This is a genomic window from Pseudomonas paraglycinae (assembly GCF_021601625.1).
In the GTDB taxonomy this organism is placed as follows: domain Bacteria; phylum Pseudomonadota; class Gammaproteobacteria; order Pseudomonadales; family Pseudomonadaceae; genus Aquipseudomonas; species Aquipseudomonas paraglycinae.
Map to the genome: position 1 here is coordinate 24,483 of NZ_BQHR01000022.1, position 17,053 is coordinate 41,535.

At 51.0% G+C, this 17,053-nt stretch carries 14 protein-coding genes; 3 read left to right on the forward strand and 11 right to left on the reverse strand.

Annotated features, from left to right (window positions below; translation table 11 throughout):
* Positions 1-36 precede the first annotated feature (36 nt).
* Complete coding sequence (locus L6D82_RS25440; RefSeq protein ID WP_085745328.1) at positions 37-786, forward strand: hypothetical protein; 750 nt, start codon at positions 37-39, stop codon at positions 784-786.
* A gap of 24 nt (positions 787-810) precedes the next feature.
* Here L6D82_RS25440 and L6D82_RS25445 read toward each other — a convergent pair whose 3' ends face one another.
* Positions 811-1,176, reverse strand: coding sequence for a hypothetical protein (locus L6D82_RS25445; protein WP_134020477.1), 366 nt, complete (start codon positions 1,174-1,176; stop codon positions 811-813).
* Positions 1,177-1,286: 110 nt separating this feature from the next.
* Positions 1,287-1,616, reverse strand: a complete 330-nt coding sequence (locus L6D82_RS25450; protein ID WP_007956700.1) for a hypothetical protein — start codon at positions 1,614-1,616, stop codon at positions 1,287-1,289.
* A 1,357-nt stretch (positions 1,617-2,973) separates the two neighbouring features.
* Here L6D82_RS25450 and L6D82_RS25455 point away from each other — a divergent pair.
* The gene (locus tag L6D82_RS25455; protein WP_236191897.1) at positions 2,974-6,978 is read left to right on the forward strand and encodes an HTH domain-containing protein; all 4,005 of its coding nucleotides are present in this window, start codon (positions 2,974-2,976) and stop codon (positions 6,976-6,978) included.
* A complete protein-coding gene (locus tag L6D82_RS25460) occupies positions 6,968-8,881 on the forward strand; it encodes a hypothetical protein (RefSeq protein ID WP_236191898.1) in 1,914 nt (637 codons plus the stop codon). The genes L6D82_RS25455 and L6D82_RS25460 overlap by 11 nt, the downstream gene beginning before the upstream one ends.
* 460 nt (positions 8,882-9,341) lie before the next feature.
* On the opposite strand, the gene L6D82_RS25465 is transcribed toward L6D82_RS25460, so the two are convergent.
* From L6D82_RS25465 to L6D82_RS25505, 9 genes are all read right to left on the reverse strand, one after another.
* A complete protein-coding gene (locus L6D82_RS25465) occupies positions 9,342-10,196 on the reverse strand; it encodes a hypothetical protein (protein ID WP_236191899.1) in 855 nt (284 codons plus the stop codon).
* A 97-nt stretch (positions 10,197-10,293) separates the two neighbouring features.
* Entirely contained in the window at positions 10,294-13,179 is a 2,886-nt protein-coding gene (locus tag L6D82_RS25470) for a DUF927 domain-containing protein (protein ID WP_236191900.1), read from the reverse strand.
* On the reverse strand, positions 13,176-13,448 hold the full coding sequence (locus tag L6D82_RS25475; protein WP_236191901.1) for a DUF3077 domain-containing protein: 273 nt from the start codon (positions 13,446-13,448) through the stop codon (positions 13,176-13,178). Before L6D82_RS25475 ends, L6D82_RS25470 begins: the two co-directional genes overlap by 4 nt.
* A complete protein-coding gene (locus L6D82_RS25480; protein WP_097086151.1) occupies positions 13,445-13,726 on the reverse strand; it encodes a hypothetical protein in 282 nt (93 codons plus the stop codon). The genes L6D82_RS25475 and L6D82_RS25480 overlap by 4 nt, the downstream gene beginning before the upstream one ends.
* Before the next feature lie 531 nt (positions 13,727-14,257).
* The gene (locus tag L6D82_RS25485; RefSeq protein WP_236191902.1) at positions 14,258-14,563 is read right to left on the reverse strand and encodes a hypothetical protein; all 306 of its coding nucleotides are present in this window, start codon (positions 14,561-14,563) and stop codon (positions 14,258-14,260) included.
* Positions 14,560-15,168, reverse strand: coding sequence for a hypothetical protein (locus L6D82_RS25490; protein WP_236191903.1), 609 nt, complete (start codon positions 15,166-15,168; stop codon positions 14,560-14,562). The genes L6D82_RS25485 and L6D82_RS25490 overlap by 4 nt, the downstream gene beginning before the upstream one ends.
* Positions 15,165-15,434, reverse strand: coding sequence for a helix-turn-helix transcriptional regulator (locus L6D82_RS25495; RefSeq protein ID WP_236191904.1), 270 nt, complete (start codon positions 15,432-15,434; stop codon positions 15,165-15,167). Before L6D82_RS25495 ends, L6D82_RS25490 begins: the two co-directional genes overlap by 4 nt.
* Positions 15,431-15,679 carry a helix-turn-helix domain-containing protein gene (locus tag L6D82_RS25500; RefSeq protein ID WP_236191905.1) on the reverse strand — a complete coding sequence of 83 codons (249 nt, stop codon included), beginning with the start codon at positions 15,677-15,679 and terminating at the stop codon, positions 15,431-15,433. The genes L6D82_RS25495 and L6D82_RS25500 overlap by 4 nt, the downstream gene beginning before the upstream one ends.
* 284 nt (positions 15,680-15,963) lie before the next feature.
* Positions 15,964-17,037, reverse strand: coding sequence for a PIN domain-containing protein (locus L6D82_RS25505; protein WP_236191906.1), 1,074 nt, complete (start codon positions 17,035-17,037; stop codon positions 15,964-15,966).
* Positions 17,038-17,053 lie beyond the last annotated feature (16 nt).

Sequence of the window (17,053 nt, forward strand, 5' to 3'; positions counted from 1 at the left end):
TCGCGCCACTTTCCTGATTCCTGTAATGGACTACTCATGTCAAAAGTCGCCCCTGCTCTGCGTCTGCTGTGTGCAATCACCTTCGCCAGCGCCATGACCCCGGCATTCGCCGCCTGGAAAGAGCACCCGGAAAACAGCTGGAAGTATTACCTCGCCAATTGTCAGCGCATGCAGGAAAAAATGGCCGACGTCCAGAGCGGTCGCGTGCCCGGCGCCTTTGAGGTGATGGGCGATCTGGAGAACAGCCAGGGGAGCATGAATGAGCACCGCCCAAACCTGCCTCCCCAATACCTCGCCTCCGGGGAATTCGCTCAATGCGAAAACGTGGCGGCCGAGGCCGATGCGATGATTGCCCGTGGCAAAGCCGAGTTCGCCGACAGAATGAACCAGGCCGCCGAGCAAGGCCGGATCGCCCACCAGAACTCCCCCGAATACCAACGCGCCCGTTCACTCGGCTACAGCGATGTCGGCGAAATCTCCTTCCTCAAACTTCACGAAGACATGGACGGCGAAGCGCGCCTGAAAACCATGATGATTACCGTCGATGAAGTCTGCGGCCAATACTTTCGTGCCACGCAATATGTGAAGCCGTATGTGATCTACACCGTGCGGCCGTCGGATGGCGGGTGTGGCGAGGAAAAGCGCGTGGCGATTGTCGGTGGCAGGTCGGTTGAGAAGGGTGATTACATCGATGAGCGGGGCGAGTTTCAGTATGTGGGCTGGAAGAAACTGGTGGGGGCGGATGGGTTTCCTACTGAGATTCGGGTGTTGAAGGCTCGGCGCTGACCGCAAAACAGCCACGCCGTCCAGTCACGTCTGGGGGAAATAATTCACCGCCAGAAACAGCAGGGTCGCCATGCCGGCGACCAAGCCACACACCGCGCCGAGCAACTGACGTGCAACCGGATGTTCGGGTTGGCGACGATTGGCAATCCACAGCCATACCCCCGCCAGAACGCCCGCGCTGGTGATGAACACCACCAGACTGCGATGCAGGTTGGGTGTCGCCATTGACGTACCAATGACTGCGTCGTAAATCAGCGTGAACACAATGCCGGTAACCACGCCACTTCCGGCGCCGGCAAAGTTGGCAAGCAACAGGTTCCACTCACCCCGTTGCTTCACCACCCACAACCAAGTTCCAGCCATCACCAGCAAGCACAACACAGCATCCATTTTGGTTAATTCCCGAGTGCGCGATAACAGAGGCGGTTGACCGGACTCTAGCGAGTGGGCGGCAAGATATCAAAATAGAAGCTTCGCGCCACTTTCTTCATCTGCGTAGCTTAAAGAATGTCCTTCAAATAACCCTTGAGCGCGAGGAGCGGCTGATCCAGCTGCTCCAGCGACTGCGCCTGACTGAAGTCGGTCGACAACTTGTGCAGTTCCCGCCCCAACGGTTTCTCGACGCCACCCAACGCATCCATCGCCAGCGCCAGGCACTCGTTCATCTTGAACTGGATCGTCTCGACATCACCCCGGCGCACCAGCAATTCGAACACGTCTTTCTGATAGTCGCCCATGACCATGTCATCCCGCAGAATCGGGCTCAGGCCTTCTTCCTCGTACGCGAGTTTCAGGGAGAACAGGGCGACGGTTTCCAGTGACGTTTCCATGGGGGTGAACCTGTGTGAGATCTCGCCGGAGGGCCAGCGGCACTTTCCGACAGACGAAAAAAAAAGGCCTTGCTAAGCAAGACCTTTTCTAATTTTGGTGCCCGAGGGAGACTCGAACATCCTATACCGTATAGGGCCTTTAGCGAGATTATTTTAATAGGGATACAGGTAGGGATACAAGTTTAAACCTGCTTCGCATATGGGATCTTTACCTGCGGCTTGCAGGTATGCCGTTTGCTTTTCCAGCTTATAGCGCTTCCTAGAGTGATTCTCAAAAAAGTGTGAATAGTAGGGTGCTGAGTGTGTCGTGTGGACTTGATCTCAATCAAGTCAATGCCGATGCCGATGCCGCGACAATCGATGTTTTTAGGGAGGCAGTCGAGAGGCAGTGTGTGGAGCGTCTCAGTTGACGGCATTCGAGTGAATGCTTGAATAAAAAAACTCGACCTTGTCGGAGGTGGAGAGTTTCAGGTTAGTCTAGCTGGCAAAGCTGCGCGTAACCAAATGGTGCTGTCTAATCCGTGCCAGGTGAGAAATTAGTCGTTTTTTCGCCTGCCTGCGGCAGATGACCTGCTACGATTATGAAAAAAGTAAATCATTGATAGTAACGCCGAAAACGTACCCGAATCCTATCAAAAGGTCACCAGCAGCTAATCAAGATCGGCTGCCGTAAAGCTTGCTTATTAGTTCAGTTTGAGCACTGGAGGATGATCTGGCAGAGTTACTAGAGTTGTCGGATAGCTATGAAGGAGTAACTACACATGTACTTTTCTTTCATGGTTTGGATGGTGATAAAGAGAAGACATGGCTCTCCGGTGGCACTCCGATTGAGCTATGGCCTCGCTGGTTAGGCGAAGATTTAACTAACGTCGGCATTTGGAGTGTAGGCTACGAGTCGTCATCGACTGCTTGGCGCGGTGGAAGTATGCACCTACCTGATCGGGCAGAAAATGTTTTACCTCTAATTCTGTCCGAACGCCGGCTCTTTGACGGTAATCTGGTCCTCATAGGGCATAGTCTCGGAGGGCTCGTAATAAAACAATTGTTGAGAAGTGCCGATAGGGATGAAAGTAACAACCCCAAGGCTAAGTCTTTTTTACATCGTGTTAGGCGGGTGGTGTTTCTGGGAACTCCGCATTTTGGAGCGGGCTTGTCGCAGCTATCGAAGTTGTTGGGCCCTATTTTTAGACGCTCCTCATCAACGCGAGCTCTTGAACGCAACGATCCGAATCTCAGAGATCTAAATAACTGGTATAGAAGATTTTGCGTTGAAAGCAACTTAGAAAACCTAGTTCTAACCGAAACTAGGTCGATAAGTATATTCGGTGTAAGATTGCCCGCGTTTCTAGGCCATATAGTGCTGCCGGATAGCTCTGATCCAGGTGTAAATGCTATACCTGTTCCCATCGATGCAGACCACATCCAAATATCGAAACCTGCCAGCAGGTCATCAGAAATTTATATTCATATTAGCGAGTTTGTCGGTAGGGATTTTGAACGCCAACATAAAAATTCTGAAATCGAAAAGAGTCTGCTGGCCCAGGAAGGTATTCTCGAAATACTGGTTGATAAAGCTGATGGTCATGCCAAAGCAATAGAAGATGTGAATAAAGTCGTAAGTTCTGTAGAGCGGATTTTTTCGAAGCGGGCAGTTGTGAATGGTACGTCTGCCGTCCTCGATGGTGAGGCCGATCAAAGATTCGAGGTTGTTAAGAAGTGTAGGCTGTTTGCAGAGTATAAATCAGAATCGCATTCGAAAAAACTGGTCGAAAGTTTGCAGGCGGGGGAGTTGGTTGACGTCTCCGCCTCGAATAAAGCACGGATCTTAAGCTGGTGTGTCCGCTTTATATCTGTCTCGGATATTCAATATGCACGCTCACTATTAAAGGAAATAGGTTGCGCAGATGCGTCAAGTGAAACGATAGTTGCACAAGCTTTTATTGAAGGGAAGGATGGGGATTTACCGTCCGCTTTAGCACTATTGGATGAACTGGAAACTCAGAGTGCAAGGTCCGCTGCATTTATTCTTGTGCGCAACGCAAGAGGAGCATTTGAGGCATTGAAATGGTTTGATAGCTCAGAGATTGATCTGAGCGAGCTAGACGCCGATGGAAAATTTTTTTTAGTTCAAAGTTTTATTGAAATAGACAGTTGGGATAAGGCTTTAGAAGTTGTGGATGAGCTTTCCGAAGCTGATTACGAGTGCGCTCCTGCTCTCGCATATCTGTCTGCTCTTGTTTACCTAGCACAAGCAGTTCCGATAGAACTCAGAACATTAGTATTTCAAAGCCCCCCTTTTGACGCTCGGACCTTTCCACTGGCGGCAGACCAACAGGCAATAAAATATAGACAGCGGTCAAAAAGTTTTTTTGAAAAACTTGCCCGCTATGCGGATAATTTGAATCTACAATCTATTGCGGAAATCGCAACTGATAGTGTCTTGTGGTTAGCCCTTAGAGATGAGGATGAGTTTGAGGCAGCTCGCGTAGAACTTGAGAAAAGTATGAGTGATCGAGATGTGTCTCTGAGGCGAGTTCCCCTCGCTATCCAGTTTGGCATAAATATCGATGTTGTATCCGTTGAGCGCGAAATTGAACGAAGAACGGCTTTAAGTGGGGGGAAGTCATCCGATGCCGCAGTCGCACGGTTTGCATTAGCCCTCAGGCAGAGTAGTCCAAAGGCGGTTGTTCATTATATTGATCGTCATAGGGCGCAACTGGAAGAGCATATAAACTATAAAACAATTGCTTTTCTAGAAATTGAAATGTTGGTCCGATCTGGGAAAAAAAGCGCTGCGGAAGAAAGGCTTGTAAAGTTGACAGAAGTCGGACTGACAGATCTTGAACAGAAAAGAATCGAAAGGATAGTTTTCGAAACGTTAGACTCTGACGTGATCTCGCAGCGAATTGCTATGTATGAGTCGAGTAGTTCTATTACAGACTTGCGTAATCTGGTGTCAGAGCTAGAGGATCAAAGAGACTGGATTAGGTTGGTGCGCTATGCTCGCGAAATATTCTCTCTTACCCGAGATACGAAAGATGCGCAGTGTTATGCGAGAACTCTTTATAACGCTGGAAAGGTGGATGAGGTTTTAGAGTTTTTCACTGAATATCCTTTTTTTCTAAAATTGTCAGAAGAACTGCAAAAAATACGATGTTTGGGACTTTATGAGAAAGGTCTCTTCATTGAAGCTCGTGAAGCGCTTCAGCAGCTTAAAAGCAATTTTAAAAACGACGATCAAAGAGGTCTCACAATTAGTATTGCAATAGCCTCGGGTGATTGGGAGTCACTTCAGGTTACGGTGGAAGAAGAGTGGAGCGCGCGAGAAACCCGCTCAGCTATGGACTTGATCCGTACGGCAAAGCTTGCTCAATTGATAGCTTCACCTCGGCTAAAAGAACTGGTGTTCGAGGCTGCACGAAAGGGCGAGAATGATCCAAAAATACTAATTGCTTGTTATGGGATTTCCACTGAGTGTGGCTGGGAAGATGGAGATTCAGCTTTTGGATGGATGCAGGCTGCGAGTGAGTTATCGAGTACAGAAGGCCCGGTGCTTACAATGTCGCTTCAGGAAATAATGGACAGGCAACCGGGTTGGGAGGAGCAGACTAGACAAGCGTACAAGAAAATGGTTGAAGGAGATTTGCCAATATTTGTAGCTGCTAAGCTCCATAATAAGAATCTCCTGAATTTCTATCTTGCTCCCGCCCTTAACAACTTGCAGCAAATTGATGCAAGGAAACGAACCGTAATATATTCATTTTCGGGCTTCAGACCCTTAGTGAAAGCGAGTCCTGATCGGATCGCTTTAGATGTAACCGCTCTGTTGACTCTTGAGTTAGTTGGAGTGCTGGATTTAGTCTTTCACTCTTTCAGTTGTATTGTGATAGTTCATGGGACACTAAAATGGCTATTCGATGAAAAAAATAGCTTGTCGTTTCATCAGCCAAGTAAAGTCCGAGAGGCACACGAACTTAGACAGTTGATGGCTGCTGGTTCCCTTAGACCTTTTGAAACTACGATGAAAGCTGCTGTTGCAATCTCATCTGAAGTTGGAGAGGGTTTAGCGACTATGTTAGCTGCTGCAATTGCACCGACAGAGAATGGAACTCCACAACGTGTAGTGATCCATCCCGGCCCTGTACATCGGATCGGCAGTCTTTTGCTGGAAGTCGCAGACCTATCGACTTACTCTGCTTGCATATGTAACTGCCAAGCGGTTATCGACAAATTAGTAGAGCGTGGAGTGTTAACATCTATAGAGGCTCAAGTTTCAAAAGAGTTTCTCTCTTCACGAGAGCAGTTATGGCCTCAGGCGCCTCAGATAGATGATGCTGCGCATTTGTATCTGGATGATCTTGCAGTTTCCTACTTTCAACACCTGAAATTGCTGCCGAAACTCTCCAGGTCCGGCTTGACCGTTTTCGTTTCGTCGCGTGAGGTTTCAGAATCTGACGAACTTATTAGCTATGAAAAGCAGTCGTTGGCCTCGAGTGCCGTGCTTGAAAATCTCAGATTAAGACTTAGGGATGGAATTTCCTCTGGGAAGATACAGGTTGGCCCGCTTACTCGTGGATCTGAAGACGAAAGTGATAACTCCATGCGTGATCATCCTTGTCTGGATGCACTGAAGTTGACGAGCCTCGCAGATGCGATCGTATCTGATGATAGATATATTAATAAATTCCTTGTATTTGGGGAGGGGGACGACTCACGTCAGGTTTTAACGACAGTCGATATACTGCACATTCTTTCACTGCGAGCGTTGCTGACAGATGTTCAAGTTTCGGAGCTGAAGACTCAGATGCGCAGGATGGGAATGTCACTAGTTTCAGTAGATTCATTCGAACTTCATCATCATTTACTCCAATCAAAAATAGTCGACGGCAGAATAGTAGAGAATGCAGGCTTAATAGCTATCAGGGAAGCGGTGCACAGGATTGCAATGTCGGATTCTTTACAGCTGCCAAAAGAATTTCCGTGGTTATTCGCTATCTTCCAAGAAAGTTATGCTGTGATGAAGTCACTCTGGTTTGAGGGTTGTGATTTGAATGTATCCATACCTCGCTCAAATTGGCTTTTTGGGTTATTAGATATAAGGAAGTGGGCTCATCGTTTTTCGGCTGCGGGCCTGGATGTAGATGCTCAATTTGAAGCGCAGCTAATGGCTCTTATGGTTCTCCCAAATCAAGAGTCTCCTACCGTTCGTAAAAATTACTCCGATTGGATGGAGAAAATTATACTGGGACGGCTAAGAGAGGAAGGTTCTCCGATTTTTAGCAGTTTATTAGAGCAGGCGACTAAGGTCATTGAGGATGTACTCAGCAAACATCTTGATAAAGAGGTGGGCGATGAACACTGACAATGCCTCGTTGATGCTTGAAGTGGCGTTGAGCCTGTTTCCCGAGATTATCAGTAATTCCCTTTTAGACGATCCATCGTTTATTCAGCGGTTTGGTGTCGAAACTACCTCTCGTATCACGTTTGGCGATTCTGCGGTTTCATTTGATAGTAAAAATTTGTTTGACGCTGTTTCCATAATTTTGTCGACTCCTGGTTCTAAGTCGACGGCGAAGGACGTGGACGGTGACGAGTGGGAACTTAGTGTTGAATCTGATAGTGGCGGTAAGTTTACTTTGCTAGCTTGTGGCGAAAGAAGGGCTAAGCTCCCTTACTTTTGGCCACTGTCACCTTGCGCTGATATTCGAGTTTCTCAGTTTGACAAAGAAGCTGAGTTAAATAATTTTAATGGCACAGTGTTTGAGGGTTGGAGAAACAAGCTATCTGCTGCACCTTTAAGCACAAGTAGTATTGATGATCTATGGAAAGATCTTTCATTGACTCCGACGCGATTTGCGGAGTCCTTAGCCGTGAAGTTGCACAGTGAAGATTGCAGTATTTTGGACCTTGTTCCTCGTGAGATTGAATATTATGAGGCGTTAGTGGGGCCGCTGGGGCAAGTCGATAGTCTTTCTAATTACATTCAAGAGACAAACGTTTTTGTGTCCCAGCTTATGGGTTGGAATCATGTGAAGGGATTGAAATGTGCACTGCTCCTTTCTAGTCATTCACAGCTCATTTCTGATATTGATTTGAGCACGTTCAGTGCAGAGAATTTTTGTTCTGTGTTGGAGTATGTTAGGAGCGAAGGGGATGTCTTTTCAAAGGTTGGGATACTAGAGTTAGGTTTCGAGAAAGTCAAAGAGTGGCCGCAAATACAGACCTGTTTATTGGCGCTAATCTCCGATTTAATTCATGACAGTCCGCTCGAGCAGGGCGGAAGATTTTCGTTCATTTCGTCTCTTGTGGTTTTGGTGATAGGTGAGTTGTCTAGGATTAAAATCTTTAAGGATAAACCCCCCTTTTGGGTGCGTCTGGCCGCTATAGCCCATGCATCCAGTATTGAAAGAGTTTATTTGGCTAGCGGTGGCATGCCAGTGAAATTCAAAACCTGGGTGTATGAAAATAGGGGTTTGGATTTTTTTATGAGATCACTTTTGGATATGAGATTGGAACCACGGTGGCAGCCGGAATTTGTGTCGCCAGCGCAGTTGAAATTTGAAATGTTATGCAGGGTCGCAAATGCGTTGAAAAAAAGTTACGAGCATCTCACGTTACCAGAGTTTTCGGATTTGTTAGAGGTCGATGCTAGAGGGGCCAGTAAACTGCTGAAATTTCCTGAATCCTTTCTCCCAGGTCCTCTTGAAGGCGGACTTGCATCCTCACTTCCCATGCCGGAGGAGGTTTTGAGGAATTTGGAAAACCAGCTGACATCTGACAGCGTCAACGTAGATTCTTTCAATTCATTAGTTAATAGTTCGCTGATTTTTAATATTACAATGGATCATGCACGTCTCGCTGCTAGCGCACTTAGAAAAGTAAAATATCAACTTGAGCAGTCTAAGGGGGGCAGTAATTTCTTCGCGTTGATAAGCGGTTTGGCTACCGTTGCTGCTGTGACTAGAAGTAAAGAGCTGGCCGATGAGGTTAGGGTATTGAGTCGTGTGACAAGAAGACGGGAAGATACAACTCTATCGGGAACGGATGAGCTTAGGATAGCTCTTATTTCTGCCGCATCGATTCAGGACTTTCAGCAGTGGTCCGATTTTTTTGGTGATTGGTTAACAGAGATTGCATATGAAGTAGAGGCAGGCGAGCAATCCGTGCTTTTATTAAATAGTCTGAAAGCCATCGTTGAACTTGAGCCGGATCTTTTAAGTGCGTGTTCTAAAGCTGAATCTTCGCTGGTTCTGAGTGCTCATTGACTTCTGAGGGATTATCGTCAACTAATATTTTGGATGTGCAGTAATAAGACGGACATCCAGCGTTGTACTTCAGCTAGAGAGAATCTGCGAGTCTGATAACCCGTATAGGGGGGGCCCCTTAGGGAGGACCCGTAAAATCTGACCGTACGACTCCTTCGCCTGAGAGGAGTCGGACACATCAGATCGGCGGGTCTGGAGCGATCTGTCGCGTCCGTTCGCGCTGAAGGTTCACGCCGTGAAAAGGGGCGAGGGGCTAATCCATAGGTAGCGAAAACGCGGTGTTCCATGTGTTCCATGTGTTCCAGAAACGCTAGACGCCAAGTAAATAAAGGCTTTCAGAGGTGGAACACCAAATGCGATAAACCGGAACACCAGTTACGCGGAACACGTTTGGTGTTCCGCGAGTGATGTTCCGGTTTAGGGGGAGGAGCGTCACGACTGATAGTCGCGACGCGGGCAATCAGGCGGCGATCAGTTGCTCAATGGAGATTGCACCTGCCTTCTCAGTGACCGTATCTACATTGATTGAGCTCGGTCCGAACGGTACATGCAATGGCACGTAGAGGTCAGTCAGGGAGCTCGAACGCCCCATCGCCTTTTCCGTCGCGTGCAGGTGCGCTGCGATGGCGGCGAAGTCCTGAGCTGCCTTGTCTAGGCGGTCGGCCCACATGAACCGTGCTGCACGTAGCTGCTGGTGTCGCAGATCTTTCAAGGTCTGGTTACTCTCTGCAATGGATGCTTCGAGCTTCTCCACTTCATCTTTCAAAGCTTGCGTTGCAGATGCAATGCCCCGCTTGTCACGGGTTGCCTCAGCAAGCGCCTCTGAGGCTTGTCTGAGCGCCTTTTCCGCTCGTTGTTCTTCCGCGTCATCCCCATCGCTCAACGCTACGGAGTAGCTCGCTGCCGCTTGTTTTTCGATGTATTGAGCCTTTTCAATTTCAGTACGTTTCTCTTCTTCCAGTCTTTCGAGTTTGCTCGAAAGCTTGGCGCGTTTGTCTTGCTGCTTTCGCAGATCGTTCTGCACCTGGCTGATTTCTTTCTGTGCCTTTTTAATGTTGCTACCGGCAGATCGAATTCCGTCTTCCCAATCGACCAACGTTTGCAGCCGTCTGATCTCGGAAGCATGGCGAGCTATTTCGGATTTCGCGTTGCTGAGAGCATTGATCACGTCATGTGGGTATGGCGCTCGATTGTGGCGCGTATGTGCATAGAAGCTCTTTGCTTCCTTGGCCGCTGTAGTGAGTTTCGGCAGCTGCTTTTCGAGTTGTTCCATCTCGATTTGGTGTTGCTTGATTTGCTTTTGGTAGTCGCTCATTAGAAGTCTTCCATTTCAGATTTTGATATTCGTTCGATTGGATTCCGGGCAGGCCAGACCCGAAGCGGCCGGCAGCTCTCCTCGATCCAGCAATACTTCACGCGGCTTCGGTTTCAGAGGAGAGGAGCGCGTTGGCATGCACCACGTACGCTCTCGTTTTGGCGAGCCCCGGGAGTCGCACCGATTGCGCAGCACGTCCTTCTGCACTTGCTTCCAGAATCCCGCGCTCGATCAGTTCCCGGTTGACCAAGGTGAGGCTCATGCCTTTGAACACTTCGGCCCTCCACGCGGTGGGCAGGAAGTAGTAGGTGACTAGCGTGTAAACGCCGTCGCCCATACCGTGTTCAACTGTGCGCCGGAAGCCGAGTCGGTCGGTGGTCCGTGGTGCGTGATCGTCGGTTTTGGCGGCAAGACCGTCCCAGCGGGTGAAGCGGCTTTCACCGAATCGCTCGATGACTTGCTGCAATCGACTCACGATGGCGTCACCTTCCATGTTCCCGGCGCCACCGCGTTCCTCGAGCCAAGCATTCAGGCAAACTTGCGCCGCTGTGGTCGCGGTGCCCTCCGGCCAGCCTGTTACACCGAGCGCCGTCGCGAGTTCACCTGCGGCAGCGGCAAGACCAAAGCGAGCAGCGGCACGATGCGCTTGACCGCTGGCGGAAGCAGGAAGAGCCTTGGCGATGAAGCGCTCCACCGTGCGCCCCAGCATGGCTGTCCAGCCGAGCATTTCACCGGGCTTGCACAGCGCTGACAGGAACGCGGTAAGCGGTGTACCGTAGTATTTGCCCACTCGTGCTTTGAGTGCGTCCGACAGGGCGGCGGCGTCTTCGAACCCGTTCAGCACGTCGAACATGCCCAGCCCTTTGCTCGCATCCGCAGGCACCGCCAGCATGCGGATTTCCATCCCTGCCTTTAGCTCTTTGTTCGCATCGGCCATGTGCTGCGCCAGTGTCTTTTCGCCGGTCGAGAGAAATAGCAAGCGCCACTCTTGCACCTGACGGCCTGCTTGCCCTCGATCATTGGCGCGCGCTTTACCCGTGCCGTTGCCGAGCATGTACACCGTTTCACCGATAATGCGCGGATCGCACATACCGATTTCGTCGAGTACCAGAACGCCGTCCGAATGCGCGGCGGCAATCGACTCCAATGCGTTATCCGTCGAGCGCCAGGACCGGACCAGTCGCGGTCCGCCATAGACCGAGGCGGCAACTTGCAGGTGTGTCGTCTTACCGCCGGAGCTGTCTCCGTATAGATGAAAGCCACCTGATTCATGCCCCAGCAAATGCAAAAGCGGTCCGGCAAAGGCCACGCTGGCGACAAACGCCAAGCGGTGATTCCCAACGCAAAGCGCGCCGATCTGCTGTTGCCATTGCTCCAATGTGCCGGCCTCGCTTATGGGAGGAAGCTGCGCGCCGGAATCACAAAAGAACAGATGCTCATGGCTGTTGCCGATCTGCTGATCAGGCAGCAGGTATGCAGGTCCATGCCATCCAAGGCGAGTGACCAAGCGTGCCCGCTCGTTGCTGTCGAACCCTTGCAGGTAACTTTGAAGATCGTTGCGCGCATTGCGACCGGAGCGCGTTCCAGGCAAGCGCAATCCCATATCCACCAGCGGCCCTAATACGTCTTTGCCGAAGTCGCCGGTCATGTTGCGAGCAGGAATGTTCCAACGTTTTTTAGCGCCGTCCGGGTCGTCGAACTCAACCAGCAGACCCCAGTTGTGGCCCTTGTCGTCCCGAGTACGGGCGAGGATCTCCAAGGAGGAGCACACAGGCCGTGACTCACCATCATCGCCGGTATAGAACACACCTTCGGGGGCCAATCGAAAACCACCGGGTAGCAAATCGGTTTTCGATTTTGCCGGTTGTTTGACTGCTGCTTTTGGCTCTGCAGGCTCGTCGGATTGCTCGTGGGCGAGTGAGACGAAAAACTCACCGCTGCGCTCTAGCTCGGCGACGTGTGCTGCCGTCCAACCTTTACCCAGCGCGTCGGCGGCATCGTCCCCGTCGTCCCACTTGCCACCTTTGGCAAACGCTGCTCGATCATCCTTCAAAGTGGGCTTGCGTTTAAACACATTGAGCGCGACAAACCGGACCGATTCGGCGCCGATCTCGTGCAGTTTTTTGGCGACTTCTTCCATGCACGACTTGCCGCTGCTGTCGTTGTCCGGCCAAAGCACAACCGAGCGCCCCTTGAGCGGTGTCAGATCGGCCTTGTGCCAAGAGTTGGACCCGTTCGGCCAGGACGTTGCCACGTAGTCTGGCATCAGTTCGCCCGCCGCGTCGGCGGCTTTTTCGCCTTCGCACAACACGACAGGTACGGCATCGCGCAGTGCCAATTCTTCTAGGCGCAGGAGCGGACGCGGGTCAGGCAATCCCTGCCAGCGCCATTGCGTGGTTTCGCTGTTGGAGCGCTGGCACCAAGTCAGTGGTGCGAAGACTTTTTTGGGCTTGCCGTCTTCATCTGGACCGAGATCAAAGCGGTAAAGAGCCATGAGTGGCTGACCGGTAGCGTCACGGTAGATCCAGACTTTCGAAGGGGCGCCGTGTTCTCGATGGCGGACCGGGCAACGTTTCATAGCGTCGGCCGGGATCGGCTGTATAGCGGTCCATGTTGGCGCTTTGGTTTTGCCTTGAGCGATAGCTGATTGCGCTGCACCGACACTTACGCTCAGCAGTTCGGTTAGCTTCGCGCACGCCTCGACATCGGTGCCGCCGTCCAAGTAGCGGACTAAATCAATCAGGTCGCCACCCTTGTCTCCAGTAGCGAAGTCAGCCCAAGTGCCTTTGTTCAAATTAATCTTGAGCGAGCCGGCGCGCTTGTCAATGCGAGTCGGATTGGGAGCGGTGTATTCCTTGCCACCGTCCACACGCTTTCCGTTGGGCAACCAGTACGCGAGGACACGTTCAATGTCCTTCAGCGAGGCGGCTTTTATGTCGGCGAAGCTCGGACGCTTCACTTTACTGTTCTGGCGCTGGCTCATGTGTCGGCCCTCGACAGGAACAGCGTGTCAGTCACGTCATCGAGCAGTGCTTTTGCCATTTCACCCAAGTACAAGGCAGGCCAACTAAAGCGCTCGCCTTGATCGCTCATAGCTGCATCGCGACTGAGCTGGTTAACGTGCTCTTGGAGTTGGGAAGCGATCTCTAGCGCGTCTTCGACCGGAATGCCCGGGTTCACCCGGAATAGCTTCAAACCGCGGGCGTTTGCGAATGAAAAATCCGTACGGCCAATCGTGGTCAATGCGCTCATAGCGAACCGCCTTTCTGATCCGCTGGGACAGAAGTGTTATCGCCGTGCATGGCAAGGGTTTTGATCAGGCCAAGAGTGCCGCGAACATCCCAAATGACGGCGGCGATAACACGGTTAGAGAGGCGCGACTCACCTTCAAAGTGGTCCTCGAGTAACGTCAGCACCGAGTCGGCGCGCTCAATCGCGCAGGCGATGGCGTCAATCGGTACACCGGCCCCTACACGCTGGCTGACGCTGAGAATGTCTTCGGGCAGGGCAAAGCTCAGGGCGCTGTTCATTGGGCACCGCCTGCGGCTTCGAGAGCGCGAGCTTTGGCCATGTGGTCGTTGTAGCGGGCGAGACGTGTAGCAAGACTGGAGTTGGCGTGTAGAGCGGCGAGAGCCATTGCACGGTGTGCAGCGGCGCGAATTTTGGACGGATTGAGGGCGTGCATAAGTGAAGCTCCTGTATGTGAGGAGCTGCCACGGATCGTCGCCAAACGATGTAAGGGTGGCAGCTGTGCGCGGGTTGGCGAACCGGGCATACAGGACCCCGGCAGACCCGAAGGTCTCCCACGCACAGCCACCATAAAGCAGGAGTGCGGGCACAAAAAAAGCGCCAGCAATCGGTATGGGGGCGCCTGTGCGCCTGTATGTACTCGGGTCGCCAAACCCGATCACTGATTTTGCAGTGATGGCGGCAGGATAACCCCGAGTTTTTATCCGCGCAACCAGCACGAAGCCTTGCGCATTTTTTTGATGCGACATAAATTGACCGGGCATACAGATTGACCTCAAACGCCCCCGGTTGCCGCCGGGGGCGTTTTCGTTTCAGGCGTGGGCTTCCCAACGCAGATTGAGCAGGGGCAGGAAGCCGTCATTGAGCATTGAGCGGGCGTCTTCGTAGGCTTCCGTTTGCTGGCCTTCGTCGACGATCACCGCACCGATGTTTTCGCAGTGGAGTGCGAGGGCGCACCAAGTGCCGTCGGCCCAGCTAAGTACGCTGACCACGCGTCCCTGTTTGTCCTGGCGGCTGCGATAGCGCTCGAGACGCTGCATTGTGGTGGATGAAAAACCGATGCAGCGCAGCACTGAAAAGGGATGCATCAAGGCTTGATTGGCAATCGAACGGCTCACGCTGCCTCCTGCACGTTGGCAAACAATGGGGGCGGAGTTTCACCTTTGAGCCACGCGGCGATCTTGCTGTCTTCTGCGCAGCGACGACGGTGCCGCTCGGCGAGCACATTGCGCCGCTCGTTCAGGCACGTTTCCATGTATTGGGTGAGATCGGACGTGATGCGTAGGTCTGCGTAGAGCCGTTCGTTGATGATCTTTTCTTGCTCGATGTCCTTCTCAACGATATGGCTCCAGACGTGAGGATCATTCGAGTAGCCGTCCTTCTGATCGATCAGCCAGTAGGTGACCCAGTTGTTCAGTGCTGATTGACTCAGCCCTGCGCGGCGGCCTTCTTTCATCGCGAAATGACCGTGGCCGTGAACGCTTGAAAACTCGCGGCGAATAGCGTGTTTGCGGATAATGTCTGGCAGTTCCCAGGCATTGGGAGTGAGCGGCATAACGAGGCCGTCAGGATTGAAAAAGAACGCCTCTTTTTCTTCACCGTTCCAGCTCACGCCGGCGATGGTGCGATGCCGCCAATTGATGCCGCCTTGAGTGTAGAGCTGAAAGCCAACGCTATAGGAGTCGTGGAAGGGGCCTTTGAATGGGCAGTAATTACGCTTCATGCGGCCACCTCATCACGGGCTTCAATGCGACCACGTGCCCACGCTTGGACTTCGGACAAAACCCAGGCGACCGGGGCGCCGCGAGCGTTGCTGTTTGTGAGCTTTACAGTTTTTGGAAAGTTACTTTCAGGCTCATTCATCAGCTTGTAGATAGTCGGGCGGGCGAGACCGACGATACTCATGACCTCGCCAATTCGGATAAGGGTCAGCGATGGGTCGATTGGCGTGGAGTCGTTTGCAGCGGAGTGGAGGCGAGAGGTTTTCATTTCTCGTTCCTCGCGGTTGCGGGAGAGCTGTGTGTGCGGCTTTCGAGCCACGTCGACACATCCTTAGGTCGATAACGCACACGGCTTCCGACTTTTACATACGGCAGCGGATTGCGACGCGAACTGCGCCAAGCGGCGAGTGTACGGTGCGATAGACCCAGGGTGGCGGCCACCTGATCGGGCGTGAGCAAGTCGGTGGCGAAGGGCGGAAGAGGGGAGATGGATTGGCGCGTTGTGTCAGTCATTTAGCGTTTCCTGTAGTCGTTAAGAGATACAGGGCTAACGCTAAGTGCAGAAAGGGAAACGAACAGTGGTTCGTTTCCCTTCTAAATGATTTCAGGCGTGTAGAGTGGGCTGGACTGGACATCCATTCGCGCGGTTACCAAACCCTCGAGTGAGACCTGGAAGGTAGCAGCCTAGTCTGATGATCCCCTTGGACACAGCCAGATAGCAATCGCAGGAGTCGTGCCAGGGCTATCTAATCGTTAATTTCTGATATCCGTGTTAAAAAATAAAACTCACAAGCATTTTATCTAAGGCGTCTGCAGGCAATACTGACATCTTTGTAAGAGTCGTTTTGCGTGTTGTAGATGAAGCTGATGTCGAAATAAGGTCTGATAAAAGTTTGAAGTAATACGCTATTGTCTTTCTGCGTAACTTCGTAAAACTCTCTATCGAAATCGCTTTGTCGGCTGAAATAGTCTAGCTTAGGGACTTCCAGCCAAATCTCCAGTATTCGTATGTTGAAGGTGTATGATAAGAAAACTTCGCTCTTTCCTAATTCTTCGCCGCTTTCTAAATGCTCATCCTCTAATCCTTCCATAACATCCACATCAGAGAAAATCAGATTTTGCAGTGGCAGTCCAGCCCAGCTTGTACCATCAAGTACGTTTAGCAACTCACTAGCTGATATGTTGCGAAAAAATTTGCAGCCCTCTTCAATTAATATGTCATTTATAAGGCCGTTGTTTACAAGGTTTTCATTTTTCTCAACGTGGTCGCGTACAAACGAGAATAGGGAATCGCAAGGTCGAATTTTTGCAGTTATATCATGTGTATTGAGATCATTTACTAAGTCTTTATGTAAGGTTAATTCGGAGCCTTTCTTTTCGAAAAAATCGGAAGTGTTGTTTGTTAAAAAAACAACGTCACCCTTATATTTGGTTTTCTTCAGGTGATGGACTAGGGAAAGCCAGATGAGTGTGTCTCTGTATCCTTTTTCACCGTCGGAAAACGGCTTTTTATTGCTCAGTGCACGTGCTACAACCTCTCTGTGGCTGACTTCTTCGTATTCGAGGAATTCAAGGTTGTCACAACGATCTTCTAGGTGTTCGATAAAATCAAAATCATAGCTTTCCGCTGTCGATAGATCAGGTGCTAGCGGTTGTGGCAAGAGTTTGACTAGGGATTTTAATTCGTTTTTGATTTTTTGTATGGCCTCAAGTGTTTCGCGTCGACGAATATTTTCCACCTCCTCACATACTACTTTGGAGATGAGAAGCTCTTCGTTCTCATTTGCTATGTAGTGGAAGAAGTATCTAAAGTTGGACTGCCTCATAAACCAATCATTGTAAAAAATGTTTGTGTCGACGTAGATTTTCATGGGGTCCCTGATTTGA